The sequence below is a fragment of the Agromyces seonyuensis genome (assembly GCF_009789225.1).
Taxonomy (GTDB): domain Bacteria; phylum Actinomycetota; class Actinomycetes; order Actinomycetales; family Microbacteriaceae; genus Agromyces; species Agromyces seonyuensis.
In genome coordinates, this window is record NZ_WSTA01000089.1 from 1 (window position 1) to 16,325 (window position 16,325).

Below are 16,325 nucleotides of genomic sequence, written 5' to 3' on the forward strand. Positions count from 1 at the left end.
CCCCGGCCGCGCCGGCGCAGCCCGCGCAGCGCGGCGCCTTCGGCCAGACCGGGGGCGGCGCCGAGCCGCAGAACCGCGCGCAGCGCCGGGCGCAGGAGCGTCGCGACCAGTAGTCGGAACGGGAAACGGCCCGGCGCCCTTCGGGGCGGCCGGGCCGTTTCGTCGTTCGGTCGGGGTGCCGGAGCCGGCTGCCGCCCAGGGGTCAGAGGATGCCGATGGCGCTCGCGCGCCACCGACGGTCGAGGCCTTCGAGGCGGATCGCCACCGCGCGGGTGCGTACGCGGTCGTGGACGATGACCGTCGCCTCGATGATGCCGTCGGCCGGCTCGCAGACCACGACGCTGCCGATCGTGAGCGCCGGCCGTCGCGGGGAGACGCCGGTGGCACGACGGGCACGTGCGGCGAGCACGACGCGCTTCGACAGGTGGCGGTAGACGTCGTCGGTCACCCAGCGGGCGATCTGGTCGAGGCTGCGCGCGCCGGCGACGGCCTCGACGACGCAGCGGGAGAGGTTCGCGAGCAGCGGCTCGGGATCGGGCAGCTCGGCGCGTCGGCTCGGCTGCCGCTGGAAGTACTCCTCGTCGAGCAGCCGTGCGGCCGCGCCGCGCACTCGCGGGGCCGCGGGATTCGGGTTGGCGATCATTGCCGGACTCCAAGGTAGGGCGGAGCACTGGTCACCGGTTGGGGACGGCGACGGACCGAGACCCCGTTCGGGAGGGTCGAAGTCTGAGTCGACGCTACGGGGCGGCTGAAAGCGATGTCAAGAGCGGCCGTCGCCTTGTGGAGAATCGTGACCGACGCGCACCGCACTGCCGCTAGCGTTCGAGGCCATGCGCTGGGATCGGCTCTTCGACGACCTCGAGCACCTCATCGATGCCGAGGAGCGCGAACGCGAGCGAGCCCTCGAACTCGAGGCGGAGGCCCTGCGGGTCGCGCGGCTCACCCTGCGCGAGCGACTCGTGTCGCTCGCCGCGGCCGGGCCGCTGCGGGTCGAGCTCGCCGACGGTCGGGAACTCCTCGTCGAGCTCGACGGGTTCGGCCGCGACTGGTTCGGCGGCCGTCTGGCGGATGCGGGTCGCGCGCGCTCGGTCATCCTGCCGATCCCGGCGATCGCCTCGGTGTCCCCGAGCGCCGAGCAGGCGACCCGCTCGCTCGCGCCGGCGCCGACTGCGCGGGTGCGGCTCGCGGACCGGATGGGGCTGTCGTTCGTGCTGCGAGATCTCTCGCGCCGGCGGCTGCCCGTGGAGTGCCGCACGACGACGGGCGGCGTGCACGGCACGATCGACGTCGTCGCCGCGGATCACCTGGAGCTCGCGGTGCACGACGCCGGGACCGTGCGTCGGCCCGGCGAGCTGCGCGGCTACCGGCTCATCCCGTTCGAGCGGCTGCTGCTCGTGCGTTTCGACTGATTGCGGGGGAGCGGCCGGCTCAGGCCCCGCGGCGGCGGCGAGCCTCGGCGAACTCGGTGACGTCGGCGAACTGCGCCTGGTTCCAGCGCTGGAGCGCCTCGTTCTCGTCGTACTTCACGTCGATGAAGGCCTCGAGGTGCGACGACTCGATGCGCCAGAGATCGCGCTGCAACTGGATCGCCGGGAGCTCGCCGCTCTGGATCAGCGCGTGGACGACCTCGGTCGAGACGGCGAGCAGCTCGGCCGCCTCGGCGACGCTGAGGAAGCGGCCGAGTGCCGAAGCGTCCGTGGTCATCACACGATTATGGGCCTGCCGTCCGAGAGCGGGGGAGCGCCGGATGCGATGTGGATAACTTTCGCAGGGTCGCCAGGGGGTGCTCCACGATGGGCTGCAGCCACGGCGGGGGCATCGCGTCCGCACGATCGAGGAGGAACATGTCGGAGTCCCGGCCGTCGACCAGTCCGCGTCGCATCGACCCCCGCCTCCTCGTCGGCGGCGCGCTCGTCGTCGCGTCCGCGCTCGGCGGATGGGCGCTGGTGGCGGCGCTCGACGACACGGTCGAGGTCGTCACCGCAGCCACGGCGCTCACACCGGGCACCCGGGCGGCCGCCGACGACTTCGCGACCGAGCGCGTCCGGCTGGCGGACGCGACCGGGCGCTACCTCACCCCCGCCGACGTGCCCGAGGACGGGCTCCTCGTGACGCGCACCCTGCTCGAGGGAGAGCTCGTCCCCCGATCGGCCGTCGACGCGAGCGGCGGCGGCGCGCAGGCCAGCGTCGTCGTGGCCGCCGCCAGCACGCTGCCGTCGGGTGTGCGCCCCGGTGCGCTGGTGGACGTGTGGTCGACCTCGACCGACCGCGAGGACGCGGCGCCGCCCAGCGTGCTCGTCTCGGGTGCCTCGGTCGCGCTCATCGGCGAGCCGGACTCCGCCGCGGGCGGCCGCGACGAACGCGCCGTCGAGCTCGTCGTCCCGCGCGCCGACCTCGGGGCCGTGCTGGCGGCGCTCGCGGACGGCGACGCGATCGACCTCGTGCCCGCCGCGGAGGGCTGAGCCGTGCCGCGCGTCGCGCTCGCGCTCGAGCCGGCGCTCGAACGGGTGCTCGCGGCCGACCTGCTCGCCCACGAGCACCCCGTGCTCGGCCGGTTCAGCAGCGCCGTCGAGCTCGCCGGAGCCCTGCACGTCCTCCGCCCGGAACTGGTCCTCGTGTCCTCGCTCCCCGGCACGCTCGACGCCCCGCTCATCGAGGCGTGCGACGTCCGAGGCATCCGCATCGTCGCCCTGGCCGGCGACCCGATCCAGCACGCGCATGCGCGCGGACTCGGGTTGCGCGAGATCGTCGACCTCGTCGAGGGCTGGCCCGCGGTCGAGGCCGCGCTCGCGGGCATCGTCGTGCCGGGACGGGCCGCCCCCGACCGGCGGCCGAGCCTCATCGCCGTGTGGGGTCCGACGGGCGCGCCGGGCCGCACGAGCGTCGCCGTGAACCTCGCCGCCGAGCTGGCCCACGCCGGTCGCGCGACGACGCTCGTCGACGCCGACTCGTACGGCGGCGCCGTGGCGCCGGCGCTCGGGCTGCTGGACGAGGCGCCCGGCTTCGCGGCGGCGTGCCGTCTGGCCGAGGCGGGTGCGCTCGATCGCGGCGAGCTCGAACGGCTCGCGCAGCACTACGCGGCCCCGAAGGTCGCGTTCGAGGTGTTCACGGGCTTCGGCGGCGCGCACCGCTGGCCCGAGCTCGGCGAGGATCGCGCCACGACCGCGCTCGAGGCGATCCGGGACTGGTCGGAGGTCGCAGTGGTCGACACCGGCTTCTCGATCGAGCAGGACGAAGCGCTGCGGGCCGACCGGTTCGCGCCGAGGCGCAACGCCGCGACGTTCGCCGCGCTCGGGGCGGCTGATCGGGTCGTGCTCGTCGGCTCGGCCGACCCCGTCGGCCTCGCCCGCCTCATCCGCGCCCACGCGGGCCTGATCGAGCTGGTCGACGCCGAGCGCGTGGACGTCCTCGTCAACCGGGTGCGGGCGAGCGTGCTCGGCATCGACCCCCACGGCCAAGTGCGCCAGACCCTGCGCCGCTTCGCGGGGATCGAGCCGGCCGCGCTGCTGCCGTACGACGGGGGAGCCGCGGACGCGGCGCTGCTCACCGCCCGGCCCCTGCTGGACGCCGCACCGAGGTCCGCGCTGCGGCAAGGGATCCGCGCCTATGCGGCGGGCATCCTCGGGGCCGAGGAGGGCGTCCCGAAGGGGCGTCGTCGGCCGCGGCCGGGCGAACGGGTCGGAGCGAGGGCTAGCACGATCGGATCGCGGCGTACCGCCGGTTAGGCTTGCCGGGTGTCGACGCTCAGTGATTTGATCCTCGCGCAAGGGCGCAGCAGCCAGGCCGATGCCGATTGGCTGCAGAAGCTCGTCGGGGATCTGCAGCTCCTCGCCGACCTCGCCTTCGCGGACATCGTGCTGTGGGTGCCGAGTGCCGCCGGCGGGTTCGTCGCGGTCTCGCAAGCCCGACCGAGCGGCGCGGCGACGCTGTTCTACCGCGACTTCGTCGGCCAGGAGATCCGGCCCGAGTGGCTGGAGCTCGTCTCGTGCGCCATGGAGACGGCGGCCGCGGCGGAGTCGAACGCCCCGGACTGGTACGAGGAGATGCCGACGCGCGTGCGCGCGGTGCCGGTGCTGCGCCGGCTCGGCTCGCACACGAACGACGTGACCGAGCATCCGATCGGCGTCATCACGCGGCACACGAACCTCAGCGCCTCGCGGACGCCGAGCCGCCAGGAGCTCACGTTCAACGACTGCGCGGGCGAGGTCTTCGAGATGATCGCCTCGGGCGACTTCCCCGACCTCGGCGCCCCGACCGGCCCCCGCCGCGGCGCCCCGCGTGCGTCCGACGGCCTCATCCGCCTCGACAACGACGGCGTGACGACCTTCGCGAGCCCGAACGCGCTGTCCGCGTTCAACCGCATGGGCTTCGACGACGAGCTCGAAGGGCGCTCGCTCGCCGAGGTCGCGACGTCCATGATGACCGATCGCACGACCGTCGACGAGATGCTGCCCCTCGTGGTGACGGGCCGCGCGCCGCTGCGCACCGACCTCGACGCCCACGGCATCACCGTCACACTCCGCGCCATCCCGATCCGTCACCTCGGGGTGCGCACCGGCTCGATCGTGCTCTCGCGCGACGTCACCGAGATCCGGCATCAGGACCAGGAGCTCATCACCAAGGACGCGACGATCCGCGAGATCCACCACCGCGTCAAGAACAACCTCCAGACGGTCGCCTCGCTCCTGCGCATCCAGGCGCGCCGCACCCGCAGCGACGAGGCCCGCGAAGCGCTCACGCAGGCCATGCGCCGCGTCGGCGCCATCGCGGTCGTGCACGACACCCTCTCCGAGGGGCTCACGCAGAACGTCGACTTCGACGAGGTCTTCGACCGCGCCCTCCTGCTCGTCGCGGAGGTCGCCTCGGCGCACAACACGACGGTGCACCCGCGGCGCGAGGGCAGCTTCGGCGTGCTCCCGAGCGAGTACGCGACGCCGCTCGCGCTCGCCCTCACGGAGCTCGTCACGAACGCGGTCGAGCACGGCCTCGTCGGGCGGGAGGGCACCGTCCACATCCTGGCCGACCGCGGACCGACGATGCTCCAGGTCAAGGTGCGCGACTCCGGTGCCGGCCTGCCCGAAGGGCGCGTCGGCGAGGGGCTCGGCACGCAGATCGTGCGCACCCTCATCCAGGGCGAACTCGGCGGCACGATCGACTGGCACACGATGGTCGGCCAGGGCACCGAGGTCACGATCGAGGTGCCCCTGCGCTGGATCGGCAAGTCCTAGGCATCCGGCTCGCGACGGCGGCCGTCGAGCGGCGGTCGTCCGGCGGCGGTCTCGCGGGCGGGATGCCGCATCCGATGCATGCGGGCGGGATGACGAAGGGGCCGGAAGCATCCGCTTCCGGCCCCTTCGTCGCGTCAGGCGCGAGCGTTCAGGAGGCGCGACGGGCGCGCGCAGCGCGGCGCTTGAGGGCGCGACGCTCGTCTTCGCTGAGGCCGCCCCACACGCCCGAGTCCTGACCGGTCTCGAGGGCGTACTGGAGGCAGATCTCGGTGACGGAGCAACGCGCGCAGACAGCCTTGGCCTTCTCGATCTGGTCGACCGCGGGCCCCGTGTTGCCGACCGGGAAGAAGAGTTCGGGGTCGGCCGTGAGGCAGGCTGCTTTGTCGCGCCAATCCATGTGCTGGGTGCTCCTTTGAGTTCCGTCTTGCAGCGCGCGCAATTGCGATCCGGTTTCTGGCCGGTGCTGCTGGGGGGATCTGTCGTGCCGCAGGACTTGAGGGTCTCGGGTGACCGGCTCACGTCACTGTGAGCGTCGACAACGACCTGTAAATGCTCGCATAGGCTGGGAGTCGAATCAAGAGGTCGAGCATGGGATCAAGCTGTGAATCACGCTGAACAAGCGCCTGCCGGGGCATCCGGATCGAAGCCGAACGGCGCGGATCGCACCTCCGGATCGGGCCTCGCGGGCCTCGTCGCGGCCGTCGTGCTCGTGGCCCTCGAGGCCCTCGCGGTCGGTGCCGTCGTCGTGTGGCTGGGGTGGGAGCTCGTCGTCGACACGCCGGCCTCGTACGCCTCGTCGATCGCGCTCACGGTCGTCGTGCTCCTCGGCCTGCTCTGGCTCGTCGCGACGACGATCGGGCTCGCGCGCGCCCAGGCGTGGGCGCGGCCGTCCGCGATCACGTGGCAGATCCTGCAGGTCTCGATCGCGGTCGGCGCCTTCCAGGGCCTCTTCGCCCGCAGCGACATCGGCTGGGCGTTGCTGCTGCCCGCGATCGTCGTGGTCGTGCTGCTGCTGTCGCGGCCGGTCCGTGCGCGCTTCGTCCACGAGGACGCCGAGACGGCCTGAGCTCCGCTGCTCGGCGTGCCGATGCCGGCACGGAACGACGCCCGAGCGTTGCGGCGCACGGGCGTCGTCGCGCGTCACGCTGCGGGGAGCAGCAGCTTCCGCACGCGGCCGACGTGCCCGGTGGCCTTCACGTTGTACAGGGCGTGGAGGAGCACGCCGTCGGGGCCGACGACGAACGTCGAGCGGATGACGCCGACGTAGGTGCGGCCGTAGTTCTGCTTCTCGCCCCACGCGCCGTACGGCTCGAGCATCGCGTGCTCGGGGTCCGAGAGGAGCGGGTAGTCGAGCCCGTCGCGCTCGGCGAACCGGGCGAGCTTGTCGACGTCGTCGGGGGAGATGCCGAGCACCTCGATGCCCGCGCGGGCGAAGTCGGCGGTCGAGTCGCGGAACTCGCATGCCTCGGTCGTGCAGGCGGGCGTCATGGCCTGGGGGTAGACGAACAGCACGACCGTGCGCCCGCGGAAGTCGGAGAGCGACACGGCCTCGCCGTGCTGGTCGCGGAGGGTGAACTCGGGTGCGTGGTCGCCGGCGGCGAGGCGTCGTTCGGGCATCCGTCGATTCTAGAACGGGTCGCCGGATGCCTCCCGCGACGGCGGCGGCCGGTGCATGCCTCGGGAGGCATCCAATCGTGAGCGCGGCCGCCGTGCCGCGGGCGGCCGCGTCCGGCAGCCGCGTCAGGCCGCTGCGAACGTCGTGAGCAGTCGGCGCAGCGAGTCCAGACGGGCCAGGCCGGCCTCGCCGAGCTCCCCGGCGGCCGCAGCCTCGTCGAGCGCGCAGTCGGGGGCGCCCGCCAGGTGCGTGCAGCCGCGCGGGCACCGCTCGGCGATCGCCGCGAGGTCGGTGAAGGAGCGCAGGATGCTCTCGGGGTTCACGTGCCCGAGGCCGAACGAGCGCACGCCGGGCGTGTCGATCACCCACCCGGCACCGGCCTCGCCGTCGTAGTGCAGGCACACCGTCGAGGAGGAGGTGTGCCGGCCCCGGCCCGTGACCTCGTTGACGTGCCCCGTGGCACGTTCGGCGCTCGGCACGAGGGCGTTCACGAGGGTCGACTTGCCGACCCCGGAGTGGCCGACGAACACCGTGCGGTGGTCGACGAGGGCCGCGCCGATCTCGGTGAGCGGCATGTCCTCCTCGCCGGAGCGGAACACGGGGAAGCCGAGGCCCGCGAAGTTCGCCAGGAACGGTTCGGGGTCGGCGAGGTCGGTCTTCGTGATGACGAGCATCGGTTCGATGCCGGCGTCGTACGCGGCGACCAGGTAGCGGTCGACGAGGCGCACGCGCGGCTCGGGGTTGGCCGCGGCGACGACGATGAGCATCCGATCGGCGTTGGCGACGATGACGCGCTCGACCTCGTCGGTGTCGTCGGCGGAGCGCCGCAGCAGGGTCGTGCGCTCGCCGATGCGCACGATGCGCGCGAGCGAGCCGGTCGCGCCGCTCGAGTCGCCGACGAGGTCGACGAGGTCGCCCGTCACGATGGCCTGCTTGCGGAGTTCGCGCGCCCGCGCCGCGGTGGCCTCGTGCTCGCCGGGGCCGCCCTCGTCGACGAGGACGCTGTAGCGACCCCGGTCGACGCCGAGCACGCGCGCCGTCACGGCGTCGGCGTGGGCGGGGCGCTGCTTCGTGCGGGGGCGGTTGGCCTTGGGGTTCGGTCGGATGCGGATGTCGGCTTCGTAGTCGGGCTCATCCTCGTCGTCGGCGCCGTCATCCCACCAGCTCATCGGCCGCCCCCGACGCTCATGCGAGCAGCTCCCGCCAGAGTTCGGGGAACTGGGGGAGGGTCTTGGAGGTCGTGCCGATGTCGTCGACGACGACGCCCGGCACCGCGAGCCCCACGATCGCACCGCTCGTGGCCATGCGGTGGTCGGCGTAGGCCTTCCACGGGCCGCCGGTGAGCGGGGCGGGGTCGATCTCGAGCCCGTCTTCCGTCTCGCGCACGCGGCCGCCGAGGGCGTTGAGCTCGTTGGCGAGTGCGGCGATGCGGTCGGTCTCGTGATGGCGGATGTGCCCGATGCCGCTGAAGCGGCTCGGGGTCGTCGCAAGGGCGGCGATCGCCACGAGGTTCGGGACGAGCTCGCCGGCCTCGGGCAGGTGGAGATCGACACCGCGGATGCCGTCGGCGGGACCCTGCACGGTGAAGCGGTCGCCCTGGACGTCGACGCTCGCGCCGAACGCCGGGAGGTACTCCGCGAGCAGCGCGCCGACCTGGGTCGTCGCGGCGGGCCAGCCGGTGACGGTGACGCGACCGCCCGTGACGACGGCGGCGGCGAGGAAGGGCTCGGCGTTGGAGAGGTCGGGCTCGATCGCGATGTCGAGCGCCCGGATCGGGCCCGGAGCGACGCGCCAGACGCCGTCCTCCGAGTCGTCGACCTCGACGCCGCGGGCGCGGAGCGCGGCGACCGTCATGTCGATGTGGGGCCGGCTCGGCACGCGCTCGCCGACGTGGCGAAGCACGAGCCCGCGCTCGAAGCGCGGCGCCGAGAGGAGCAGCCCGGAGACGAACTGGCTGGAGGCCGAGGCATCGATCTCGAGCTCGCCGCCCGTCACCGAGCCCGTGCCGTGCACGGTGAAGGGCAGCGTGCCGCGGCCGTCGTCGTCGAGATCGACGCCGAGCGCCTGGAGCCCCGCGATGATGCCGCCCATCGGACGCGTGCGGGCGTGCGGGTCGCCGTCGAAGGTCGTCGGTCCGAGCGCGAGCGCTGCGACGGGCGGCAGGAAGCGCATGACCGTGCCGGCGAGCCCCGTGTCGACCGACGTCGACCCCAGCAGCTCCTCGGCGGGCGCGATGCGGAGGTCGGGGCCGAAGGCGCCCTCGCCTGGGACGCGCTCGATCGCGACGCCCAGGTTCGTCAGCCCCTCGATCATGAGCTCGCTGTCGCGCGAGAACAGCGGCGCGCGGAGCATCCCCGGCCCGTCGGCGAGCGCCGCGAGCACGAGCTCGCGATTGGTGAGCGACTTGGAGCCGGGGACCTGCAGGGTCGCCTCGAGCGGGCCGTCGGCGGTGGGCGCGAGCCACCCCTCGTCGTCGCCTCCGGCGGCGTTGTCGCCGTAGGGGTCGAACTCGGGCGCGGAATACTTCGAGATCTGCATCGGTTCTCCAGAGTAGTCGTCGGTCGTACGGAAGGAGCGGGAGTGTCGGTCGCAGTGCTCGAGGTCCCCTCGGTCGTCCGGGTCCACCGCCTAGGATGGCCCGTGATGACTCCGGAAGATCCGAATGTTGCCGCTGACGACTCCGCGGACGCCCGCGACGGTCTCGAACCGATCGAGGAGGCGGTGGAGGACGCGCTCGAGGCGTCGGCGCCGGAGGGTGCGGATTCCGCGGCCCTGTTCGAGGAGCAGGCGCTGCCGTTCCTCGACCAGCTCTACGCCGCGGCCCTCCGCATGACCCGCAATCCCGCCGACGCGCAGGACCTCGTGCAGGAGACGTTCGTCAAGGCGTTCGCCGCCTTCGGCCAGTTCACCCAGGGCACGAACCTCAAGGCGTGGCTGTACCGCATCCTGACGAACACGTTCATCAACACGTATCGCAAGAAGCAGCGCGAGCCGTACCAGGGCACGATCGACGAGCTCGAGGACTGGCAGCTCGGCGGCGCCGAGTCGACGACGGCGCGCTCGACGCGCTCGGCCGAAGCCGAGGCGATCGACCACCTGCCCGACAGCGCCGTCAAGGACGCGCTGCAGGCACTGCCGGAGGATTTCCGGCTGGCGGTCTACTTCGCGGACGTCGAGGGATTCTCCTACCAGGAGATCGCCGACATGATGCACACCCCCATCGGCACCGTGATGAGCCGGCTCCACCGCGGTCGGCGGATGCTGCGCGAATCGCTCGCCGACTACGCGCGCGAACGCGGGATCGAGGTCCCGGAACCCAAGACGAGGAGCAGACGATGAGCGACTGCGGTTGCGAGAAGGCGAGGGCCGAGCTCGAGGAGTACCTGCACGAGGAGCTCGGGGAGACGGAGCTCTCCGAGGTGCGCGAGCACCTCGAGACGTGCGTGGACTGCAAGCACGAGGAGATCGTCGGCCGCATGCTGACGCTCACGGTGCGCCGGGCGTGCAAGGAAGTCGCGCCCGAGCGTCTCCGGGTGGACGTCATCGCCGCGATCCGCTCGATCGAGATCCGCACCGAGGCCTGACGACCTCGGCAGAGTTGAGGATCTGGGTAAGTAGTTCGCTCGGTTAGCGAAATCAGCGCCGATTCGCTAACTTGGTGAGCGATGAACGCTCCGGATGCCCCACCGCCCACCGTCTCCGACCCGCGACCGCGAGTGCCGCGCTGGCTTCGCGCCCTGATCCCGACGGTCCTCATTCTCGTCTGGTTCGCCGCCTTCGGGCTCGGCGGCATGGCGTTCGGGGACCTCTCCGACGTCTCCACCGACGACCAGGTCGCCTTCCTGCCCGCCTCGAGCGAAGCGACGGAGGTGGACGCCCTCCAGGACGGCTTCCGCGACGGCGAGTCGATCCCCGCCATCGTCGTGGCCGCCTCCGACGACGGCAGCGAACTCACCGAGGCGCAGGTCGCCGACCTCGACGCGCTCCGCACCGACGTCCTGGGCGTCGACGGGGTCGACGCCGACCAGGCCAGTCCGCTCATCCCGTCCGACGACGGCGAGGCCGTCGAGTTCGTGCTGAGCCTCGACGCCGACGGCGCCGACGAGACCGTCGCCGAGGTGCGCGCCGTCGTGGCCGACGCCGACGTCGACGGCACCACCGTCGCCGTGACCGGGCCGGCCGGGTTCACGGCCGACCTCGTGGGCGCCTTCGCCGGCATCGACGGACTGCTGCTCGCCGTCGCGCTCGCCGCGGTCTTCGTCATCCTCGTGATCGTCTACCGCTCGTTGCTGCTGCCGATCATCGTGCTGCTCTCCAGCATGTCCGCGCTCTGCCTCGCCGTGCTCGTCGTCGTCGCGCTCGCGCGCGCCGACGTCCTGCTCGTCAACGGGCAGGTGCAGGGCATCCTGTTCATCCTCGTCATCGGCGCCGCGACCGACTACGCGCTGCTCTACTGCGCCCGGTACCGCGAGGCGCTCGGTGCCGGCCGGCGGCGCTGGCCGGCCACGCTCGCCGCGCTCCGCGGCAGCTGGGAGCCGATCCTCGCCTCCGGCGGCACGGTCATCGTCGCATTGCTCATCCTGCTCGTCTCCGAGCTCAACTCGAACAAGGCGCTCGGCCCCGTCGCCGCGATCGGCATCGCGTGCGCGCTCGCCGCGTCGCTGACGTTCCTCCCGGCGATGCTCTACGCGACCGGCCGCGCGGCCTTCTGGCCCCGCAAGCTCCCCGCCCCGGGCGACGCCGCCGCCCTGGGCGGCGACGAGGCACTGCCGGAGCGCGGCGTCTGGCACGCCGTCGGCCGGCTCGTCTCCCGCCGTCCGCGGGTCGTGTGGATCGCCTCCGTCGTGCTGCTCGCGCTCATGAGCCTCGGACTCGCCGGGCTCAAGGCCGACGGCGTGCCCACGAGCGAGTTCGTGCTCGGCACCTCGGAGGCGCGCGACGGGCAGGACCTCATCTCGGCGCACTTCCCCGGCGGCTCGGGCTCGCCGACCGTCGTCATCGCCCCGGAGGACGACCTCGACGACGTCGCCGAGGTCGCGCTCGGCGTCGACGGCGTCGAGTCGGCGGCGGTCGTCGTCGACTCGGATGCCGGCGTCGCCACCCTCACCGAGGACGGCGTCCAGGCGTTCGGACCGCCCGGCACCCCCGCCCCGGAGCCGGTGGTCGTCGACGGGAACGTGCAGGTCCAGCTGACGCTCTCGGACCCGGCCGACTCCCTCGAGGCCGAGGAGACGGTGCGCGAGCTCCGCACCGCGCTCGACGAGGTCGGCACGGAGGTGCTCGTCGGCGGCACGACGGCCGTCGCCCTCGACACCAACGACGCGGCGATCGCGGACCGCACGCTCATCATCCCGCTCGTGCTCGCGGCGATCCTCGTGATCCTCATGCTGCTGCTGCGCTCGATCGTCGCGCCCCTCCTGCTCGTCGGCAGCGTCGTGCTCTCGTTCGCGGCCGCGCTCGGCGTCTCGGCGCTCGTCTTCGACTACGTGTTCGGGTTCGAGGGGGCCGACCCGTCGGTGCCGTTGTTCGGGTTCGTGTTCCTCGTCGCCCTGGGCGTCGACTACAACATCTTCCTCATGACCCGGGTGCGGGAGGAGTCGGTCGCGCACGGGACCCGAACGGGCATCCTGCGCGGTCTCGCCCTGACGGGCGGCGTCATCACGAGCGCCGGACTCGTGCTCGCGGCGACGTTCGCGGCGCTCGGCGTCCTGCCGATCCTCTTCCTCGCGCAGATCGCGTTCATCGTCGCCTTCGGCGTGCTGCTCGACACGTTCCTCGTGCGCACGCTGCTGGTGCCCGCGCTCGCCTACGACCTCGGAGCGCGCATCTGGTGGCCGAGCCGGCTCTGGCGCGGGGAGCGGGCCGCGGGGTCGCGGTAAGCCGGGCCGCACGGCCCCCGGCGCGGTCGGCTCGCCGCCGACGCGCCGGGGCCGGAACGAGCGAAGGGGGCGTCCCGCCGAACGGCGGGACGCCCCCTTCGGGCACTCAGCGGATCAGCGCTCGAGCGCGCGGGCGACGAGGTCGGCCTGCTCGATCGCGTGGCGCTTCGCGGAGCCGGTCGCGGTGGCGGCCGAGGCCGCGCGGGAGACGACGCGCACCGGACGCTCGAAGTCGCGCGTGATGAGCGCCAGGAACGGCCAGGCGCCCTGGTTCTCGGGCTCGTCCTGCGCCCACACCAGCTCGGCGTTCGCGTAGCGCTGGGCGATCGCGGACAGCTCCTCCTCGGGCAGCGGGTAGAACTGCTCGAGGCGCACGAGGGCGACGGTCGGGTCGGGGTTCTTCGCGAGCTCGGCCAGCAGGTCGTAGTAGATCTTGCCGGAGACGAACACGACGCGGCGCACCGCGGCGGCGTCCGTGATGCGGGCGTCGTCGATGACCGGCTCGAACTTGCCGTGCGTGAAGTCCGCCACCTCGCTCGTCGCGCCGCGCAGCCGCAGCATCGCCTTCGGGGTGAAGACGACGAGCGGGGTGCGGGGGCGCGCGTACGCCTGGCGGCGCAGGAGGTGGAAGTACGACGCGGGCGTCGAGGGACGGGCGACCGTCATATTGTTCTCGGCGCAGAGCTGCAGGTAGCGCTCGATGCGGGCGCTCGAGTGGTCGGGGCCCTGTCCCTCGTAGCCGTGCGGGAGGAGCATGACGACGCTCGAGCGCTGGCCCCACTTCTGCTCGGCCGACCCGATGAACGTGTCGATGACCGACTGGGCGCCGTTGGCGAAGTCGCCGAACTGGGCCTCCCAGAGCACGAGGGCGTCGGCGCGCTCGACCGAGTAGCCGTACTCGAACGCGAGCGCGGCGTACTCGCTGAGGAGCGAGTCGTAGATCCAGAACCGGCCCTGGCTCTCGCTGAGGTTCGTCAGCGGGATCCACTCCTGCCCGTTCACGCGGTCGTGGAAGACCGCGTGGCGCTGCGCGAACGTGCCGCGCCGGGCATCCTGACCCGCGAAGCGGACCGGCGTGCCCTCGGTGAGGAGCGAGCCGAGCGCGAGCAGTTCGCCGAAGCCCCAGTCGATCTGGCCGTTGCGGCTCATGTCGTGGCGCTTCTGCAGCAGCTGCGCGAGCTTCGGGTGCACCGTGAAGCCCTCGGGGTGGTTGAGGTGCGCGTCGCCGATGGCGTGGACGACCTCGGTCGAGACGCCGGTCGTCTCCGGCTCTCCGAACGGCTCCTCGAGAAGCTGGCCGCCGATGACCGGGATCGAGCCGGTCTGCGCGGCGTGGGTCTCGGCGAAGGCCCGCTCGAGGCGGTCCTGGAAGTCGCGGTGCGCGGCCTCGTACTCGGCCTCGGTGATGTCGCCGCGGCCGACGAGGGCCTCGGTGTACAGGCGCCGGGTCGAACGCTTCGCCTCGATGAGGCTCGTCATGACGGGCTGCGTCATCGAGGGGTCGTCACCCTCGTTGTGGCCGCGGCGGCGGTAGCAGACGAGGTCGATGACGACGTCGCGGTTGAACTCCTGGCGGTACTCGAACGCGAGCGACGCGGCGCGCACGACGGCCTCGGGGTCGTCGCCGTTGACATGCAGGATCGGCGCCTGGATCGTCTTGGCGACGTCGGTCGAGTAGATCGAGGAGCGCGAGTCGTTCGGCAGCGTCGTGAAGCCGACCTGGTTGTTGATGACGAGGTGGACCGTGCCGCCCGTGCGGTAGCCGCGCAGCTGCGAGAGCTGCAGGGTCTCGAACACGACGCCCTGGCCGGCCATCGCGGCGTCGCCGTGGATGAGCAGCGGCAGCACCGAGAAGGTGCCCACCGGCTTGCGGTCCTGCTTGGCGCGCACGATGCCCTCGAGGACGCCGTCGACGGTCTCGAGGTGCGACGGGTTCGCGGCGAGCGAGACGGGCAGCTGCGTGCCGTCCTCGGCCGTGAAGACGCCCTCGGTGCCGAGGTGGTACTTCACGTCGCCCGAGCCCTTGGAGGCCGTCGAGCCCTCGAACTCCTGGAAGATCTGGCCGTAGGTCTTGCCGGCGATGTTCGTCAGCACGTTCAGGCGGCCGCGGTGGGCCATGCCGATCGCGACCTCGTCGAGGCCGGCCTGCGCGGCGTCCTGGAGGATCTGGTCGAGCAACGCGATCGTCGACTCGCCGCCCTCGAGGCTGAAGCGCTTCTGCCCGACGTACTTCGTCTGGAGGAACGTCTCGAACGCCTCGGCCTCGTTGAGCTTGCCGAGGATGCGCATCTGCTCGTCGTGGGTCGGCTTCTCGTACTTGCGCTCGACCTTCTCCTGGATCCAGGCGCGCTGTTCCGGGTCCTGGATGTGCATGTACTCGATGCCGGTCGTGCGGCAGTACGAGTCGCGCAGCACGCCGAGGATGTCGCGGAGCTTCGCCGTGCGCTTGGCGCCGAGGCCGCCGGTGACGAACTCGCGGTCGAGGTCCCAGAAGGTCAGGCCGTGGTTCTCGATCTCGAGGTCGGGGTGCGAGCGCTGCACGTACTCGAGCGGGTCGGTGTCGGCCATCATGTGGCCGCGCACGCGGAACGAGTTGATGAGCTCCTGCACGCGCGCCGTCTTGTCGATGGCGCTCGCGAGGTCGACCGCGATGTCCGGCGCCCAGTGGATCGGCGCGTAGGGGAGGCGGAGGGCGGCGAAGAGGTTCTCGTAGAAGTCGCGCTGCCCGATGAGCAGTTCGTGCACCTTCTTCAGGAACTCACCGGAACCGGCGCCCTGGATGACGCGGTGGTCGTACGTCGAGGTGAGGGTGATCGTCTTGCCGATGGCGAGGTTCGTCAGGGTCGACTCGCTCGCGCCCTGGAACTCGGCCGGGTACTCGAGCGCGCCCGCGCCGATGATGCAGCCCTGGCCCTTCATGAGGCGCGGCACGGAGTGGACGGTGCCGATGCCGCCGGGGTTGGTGAGCGAGACGGTCGCGCCGGAGAAGTCGTCGGCGGTGAGCTTGTTCTTGCGGGCCCGCGAGACGAGGTCCTCGTAGGCGGCGAGGTACTCGTTGAACGTGAGGGTCTCGGCGCGCTTGATGGCCGGGACGAGGAGGGCGCGGGTGCCGTCGGGCTTGGGCACGTCGATCGCGATGCCGAGGCCGACGTGGGCCGGCTTGACGAGGCTGGGCTTGCCGTCGATCACGTCGTAGAAGACGTTCTGGGTCGGGAACTCCTTGAGCGCCTGGATGAGCGCCCACCCGATGATGTGCGTGAACGACACCTTGCCGCCGCGCGAGCGCGCGAGGTGGTTGTTGATCACGATGCGGTTGTCGATCATGAGCTTCGCCGGGATCGTGCGGACGCTCGTGGCGGTCGGCACGGTGAGCGAGACGTCCATGTTCGCGGCGAGGGCCTTGGGCATGCCGCGCAGCGGCACGACCTCGTCGTGGCGCTCCTCGCCGTGCTCGACCGGGATCGCGCCCGTGACGGGGGCGTCCGCGGGCACGGCGTCGGTGCGCGGGGCGCGGGCCGTGGTGCGGGCGGCGGGGGCGTTGCCGATCACGGGGGCGGGAGCGCTGACCGCGGCGGCGGGCGCGGTGGCTGATCGGAGGTGCTT

General features: G+C 72.4%; 15 protein-coding genes. 8 read left to right on the forward strand and 7 right to left on the reverse strand.

The window, feature by feature from the left end; translation table 11 throughout:
* Positions 1-202 precede the first annotated feature (202 nt).
* Positions 203-643 (reverse strand): Rv3235 family protein, encoded by a 441-nt coding sequence (locus GB864_RS15435; protein WP_160426591.1) that lies wholly within the window; start codon positions 641-643, stop codon positions 203-205.
* Between the two features lie 187 nt (positions 644-830).
* On the opposite strand from GB864_RS15435, the gene GB864_RS15440 reads away from it, so the two are divergent.
* Positions 831-1,409, forward strand: a complete 579-nt coding sequence (locus GB864_RS15440) for a hypothetical protein (protein ID WP_160426592.1) — start codon at positions 831-833, stop codon at positions 1,407-1,409.
* A gap of 19 nt (positions 1,410-1,428) precedes the next feature.
* On the opposite strand, the gene GB864_RS15445 is transcribed toward GB864_RS15440, so the two are convergent.
* A complete protein-coding gene (locus GB864_RS15445) occupies positions 1,429-1,704 on the reverse strand; it encodes a helix-turn-helix domain-containing protein (protein WP_160426593.1) in 276 nt (91 codons plus the stop codon).
* A gap of 140 nt (positions 1,705-1,844) precedes the next feature.
* Here GB864_RS15445 and GB864_RS15450 point away from each other — a divergent pair, with 140 nt between their 5' ends.
* From GB864_RS15450 to GB864_RS15460, 3 genes are read left to right on the forward strand one after another with little or no spacing between them, the layout of a single operon-like run.
* A complete protein-coding gene (locus tag GB864_RS15450; RefSeq protein ID WP_160426594.1) occupies positions 1,845-2,462 on the forward strand; it encodes an SAF domain-containing protein in 618 nt (205 codons plus the stop codon).
* 3 nt (positions 2,463-2,465) lie between these two features.
* Complete coding sequence (locus tag GB864_RS15455; RefSeq protein WP_160426595.1) at positions 2,466-3,725, forward strand: CpaE/TadZ family protein; 1,260 nt, start codon at positions 2,466-2,468, stop codon at positions 3,723-3,725.
* Positions 3,726-3,734: 9 nt separating this feature from the next.
* Complete coding sequence (locus GB864_RS15460) at positions 3,735-5,228, forward strand: histidine kinase N-terminal domain-containing protein (protein ID WP_160426596.1); 1,494 nt, start codon at positions 3,735-3,737, stop codon at positions 5,226-5,228.
* 148 nt (positions 5,229-5,376) lie between these two features.
* On the opposite strand, the gene GB864_RS15465 is transcribed toward GB864_RS15460, so the two are convergent.
* Positions 5,377-5,625 carry a WhiB family transcriptional regulator gene (locus tag GB864_RS15465; protein ID WP_160426597.1) on the reverse strand — a complete coding sequence of 83 codons (249 nt, stop codon included), beginning with the start codon at positions 5,623-5,625 and terminating at the stop codon, positions 5,377-5,379.
* A 204-nt stretch (positions 5,626-5,829) separates the two neighbouring features.
* Here GB864_RS15465 and GB864_RS15470 point away from each other — a divergent pair, with 204 nt between their 5' ends.
* Entirely contained in the window at positions 5,830-6,294 is a 465-nt protein-coding gene (locus tag GB864_RS15470; RefSeq protein ID WP_160426598.1) for a hypothetical protein, read from the forward strand.
* A 74-nt stretch (positions 6,295-6,368) separates the two neighbouring features.
* On the opposite strand, the gene bcp is transcribed toward GB864_RS15470, so the two are convergent.
* The 3 genes from bcp to aroA all read right to left on the reverse strand — a co-directional run bounded on the left by bcp (position 6,369) and on the right by aroA (position 9,381).
* Positions 6,369-6,845, reverse strand: coding sequence for a thioredoxin-dependent thiol peroxidase (bcp, locus tag GB864_RS15475; RefSeq protein ID WP_160426599.1), 477 nt, complete (start codon positions 6,843-6,845; stop codon positions 6,369-6,371).
* A 123-nt stretch (positions 6,846-6,968) separates the two neighbouring features.
* Positions 6,969-8,012: a ribosome small subunit-dependent GTPase A gene (gene rsgA / locus GB864_RS15480; RefSeq protein ID WP_160426600.1), complete on the reverse strand. Its 1,044-nt coding sequence runs from the start codon at positions 8,010-8,012 to the stop codon at positions 6,969-6,971.
* A gap of 16 nt (positions 8,013-8,028) precedes the next feature.
* The gene (aroA, locus tag GB864_RS15485; RefSeq protein ID WP_160426601.1) at positions 8,029-9,381 is read right to left on the reverse strand and encodes a 3-phosphoshikimate 1-carboxyvinyltransferase; all 1,353 of its coding nucleotides are present in this window, start codon (positions 9,379-9,381) and stop codon (positions 8,029-8,031) included.
* A gap of 105 nt (positions 9,382-9,486) precedes the next feature.
* On the opposite strand from aroA, the gene GB864_RS15490 reads away from it, so the two are divergent.
* The 3 genes from GB864_RS15490 to GB864_RS15500 all read left to right on the forward strand — a co-directional run bounded on the left by GB864_RS15490 (position 9,487) and on the right by GB864_RS15500 (position 12,722).
* Complete coding sequence (locus GB864_RS15490; RefSeq protein WP_160426602.1) at positions 9,487-10,182, forward strand: sigma-70 family RNA polymerase sigma factor; 696 nt, start codon at positions 9,487-9,489, stop codon at positions 10,180-10,182.
* Positions 10,179-10,427 (forward strand): zf-HC2 domain-containing protein, encoded by a 249-nt coding sequence (locus tag GB864_RS15495; RefSeq protein ID WP_160426603.1) that lies wholly within the window; start codon positions 10,179-10,181, stop codon positions 10,425-10,427. The genes GB864_RS15490 and GB864_RS15495 overlap by 4 nt, the downstream gene beginning before the upstream one ends.
* Positions 10,428-10,508: 81 nt before the next feature.
* Positions 10,509-12,722 (forward strand): MMPL family transporter, encoded by a 2,214-nt coding sequence (locus tag GB864_RS15500; protein ID WP_160426604.1) that lies wholly within the window; start codon positions 10,509-10,511, stop codon positions 12,720-12,722.
* A gap of 114 nt (positions 12,723-12,836) precedes the next feature.
* Here GB864_RS15500 and GB864_RS15505 read toward each other — a convergent pair.
* The coding region (locus GB864_RS15505; RefSeq protein ID WP_160426605.1) for a multifunctional oxoglutarate decarboxylase/oxoglutarate dehydrogenase thiamine pyrophosphate-binding subunit/dihydrolipoyllysine-residue succinyltransferase subunit at positions 12,837-16,325 on the reverse strand (3,489 nt) is incomplete at its 5' end.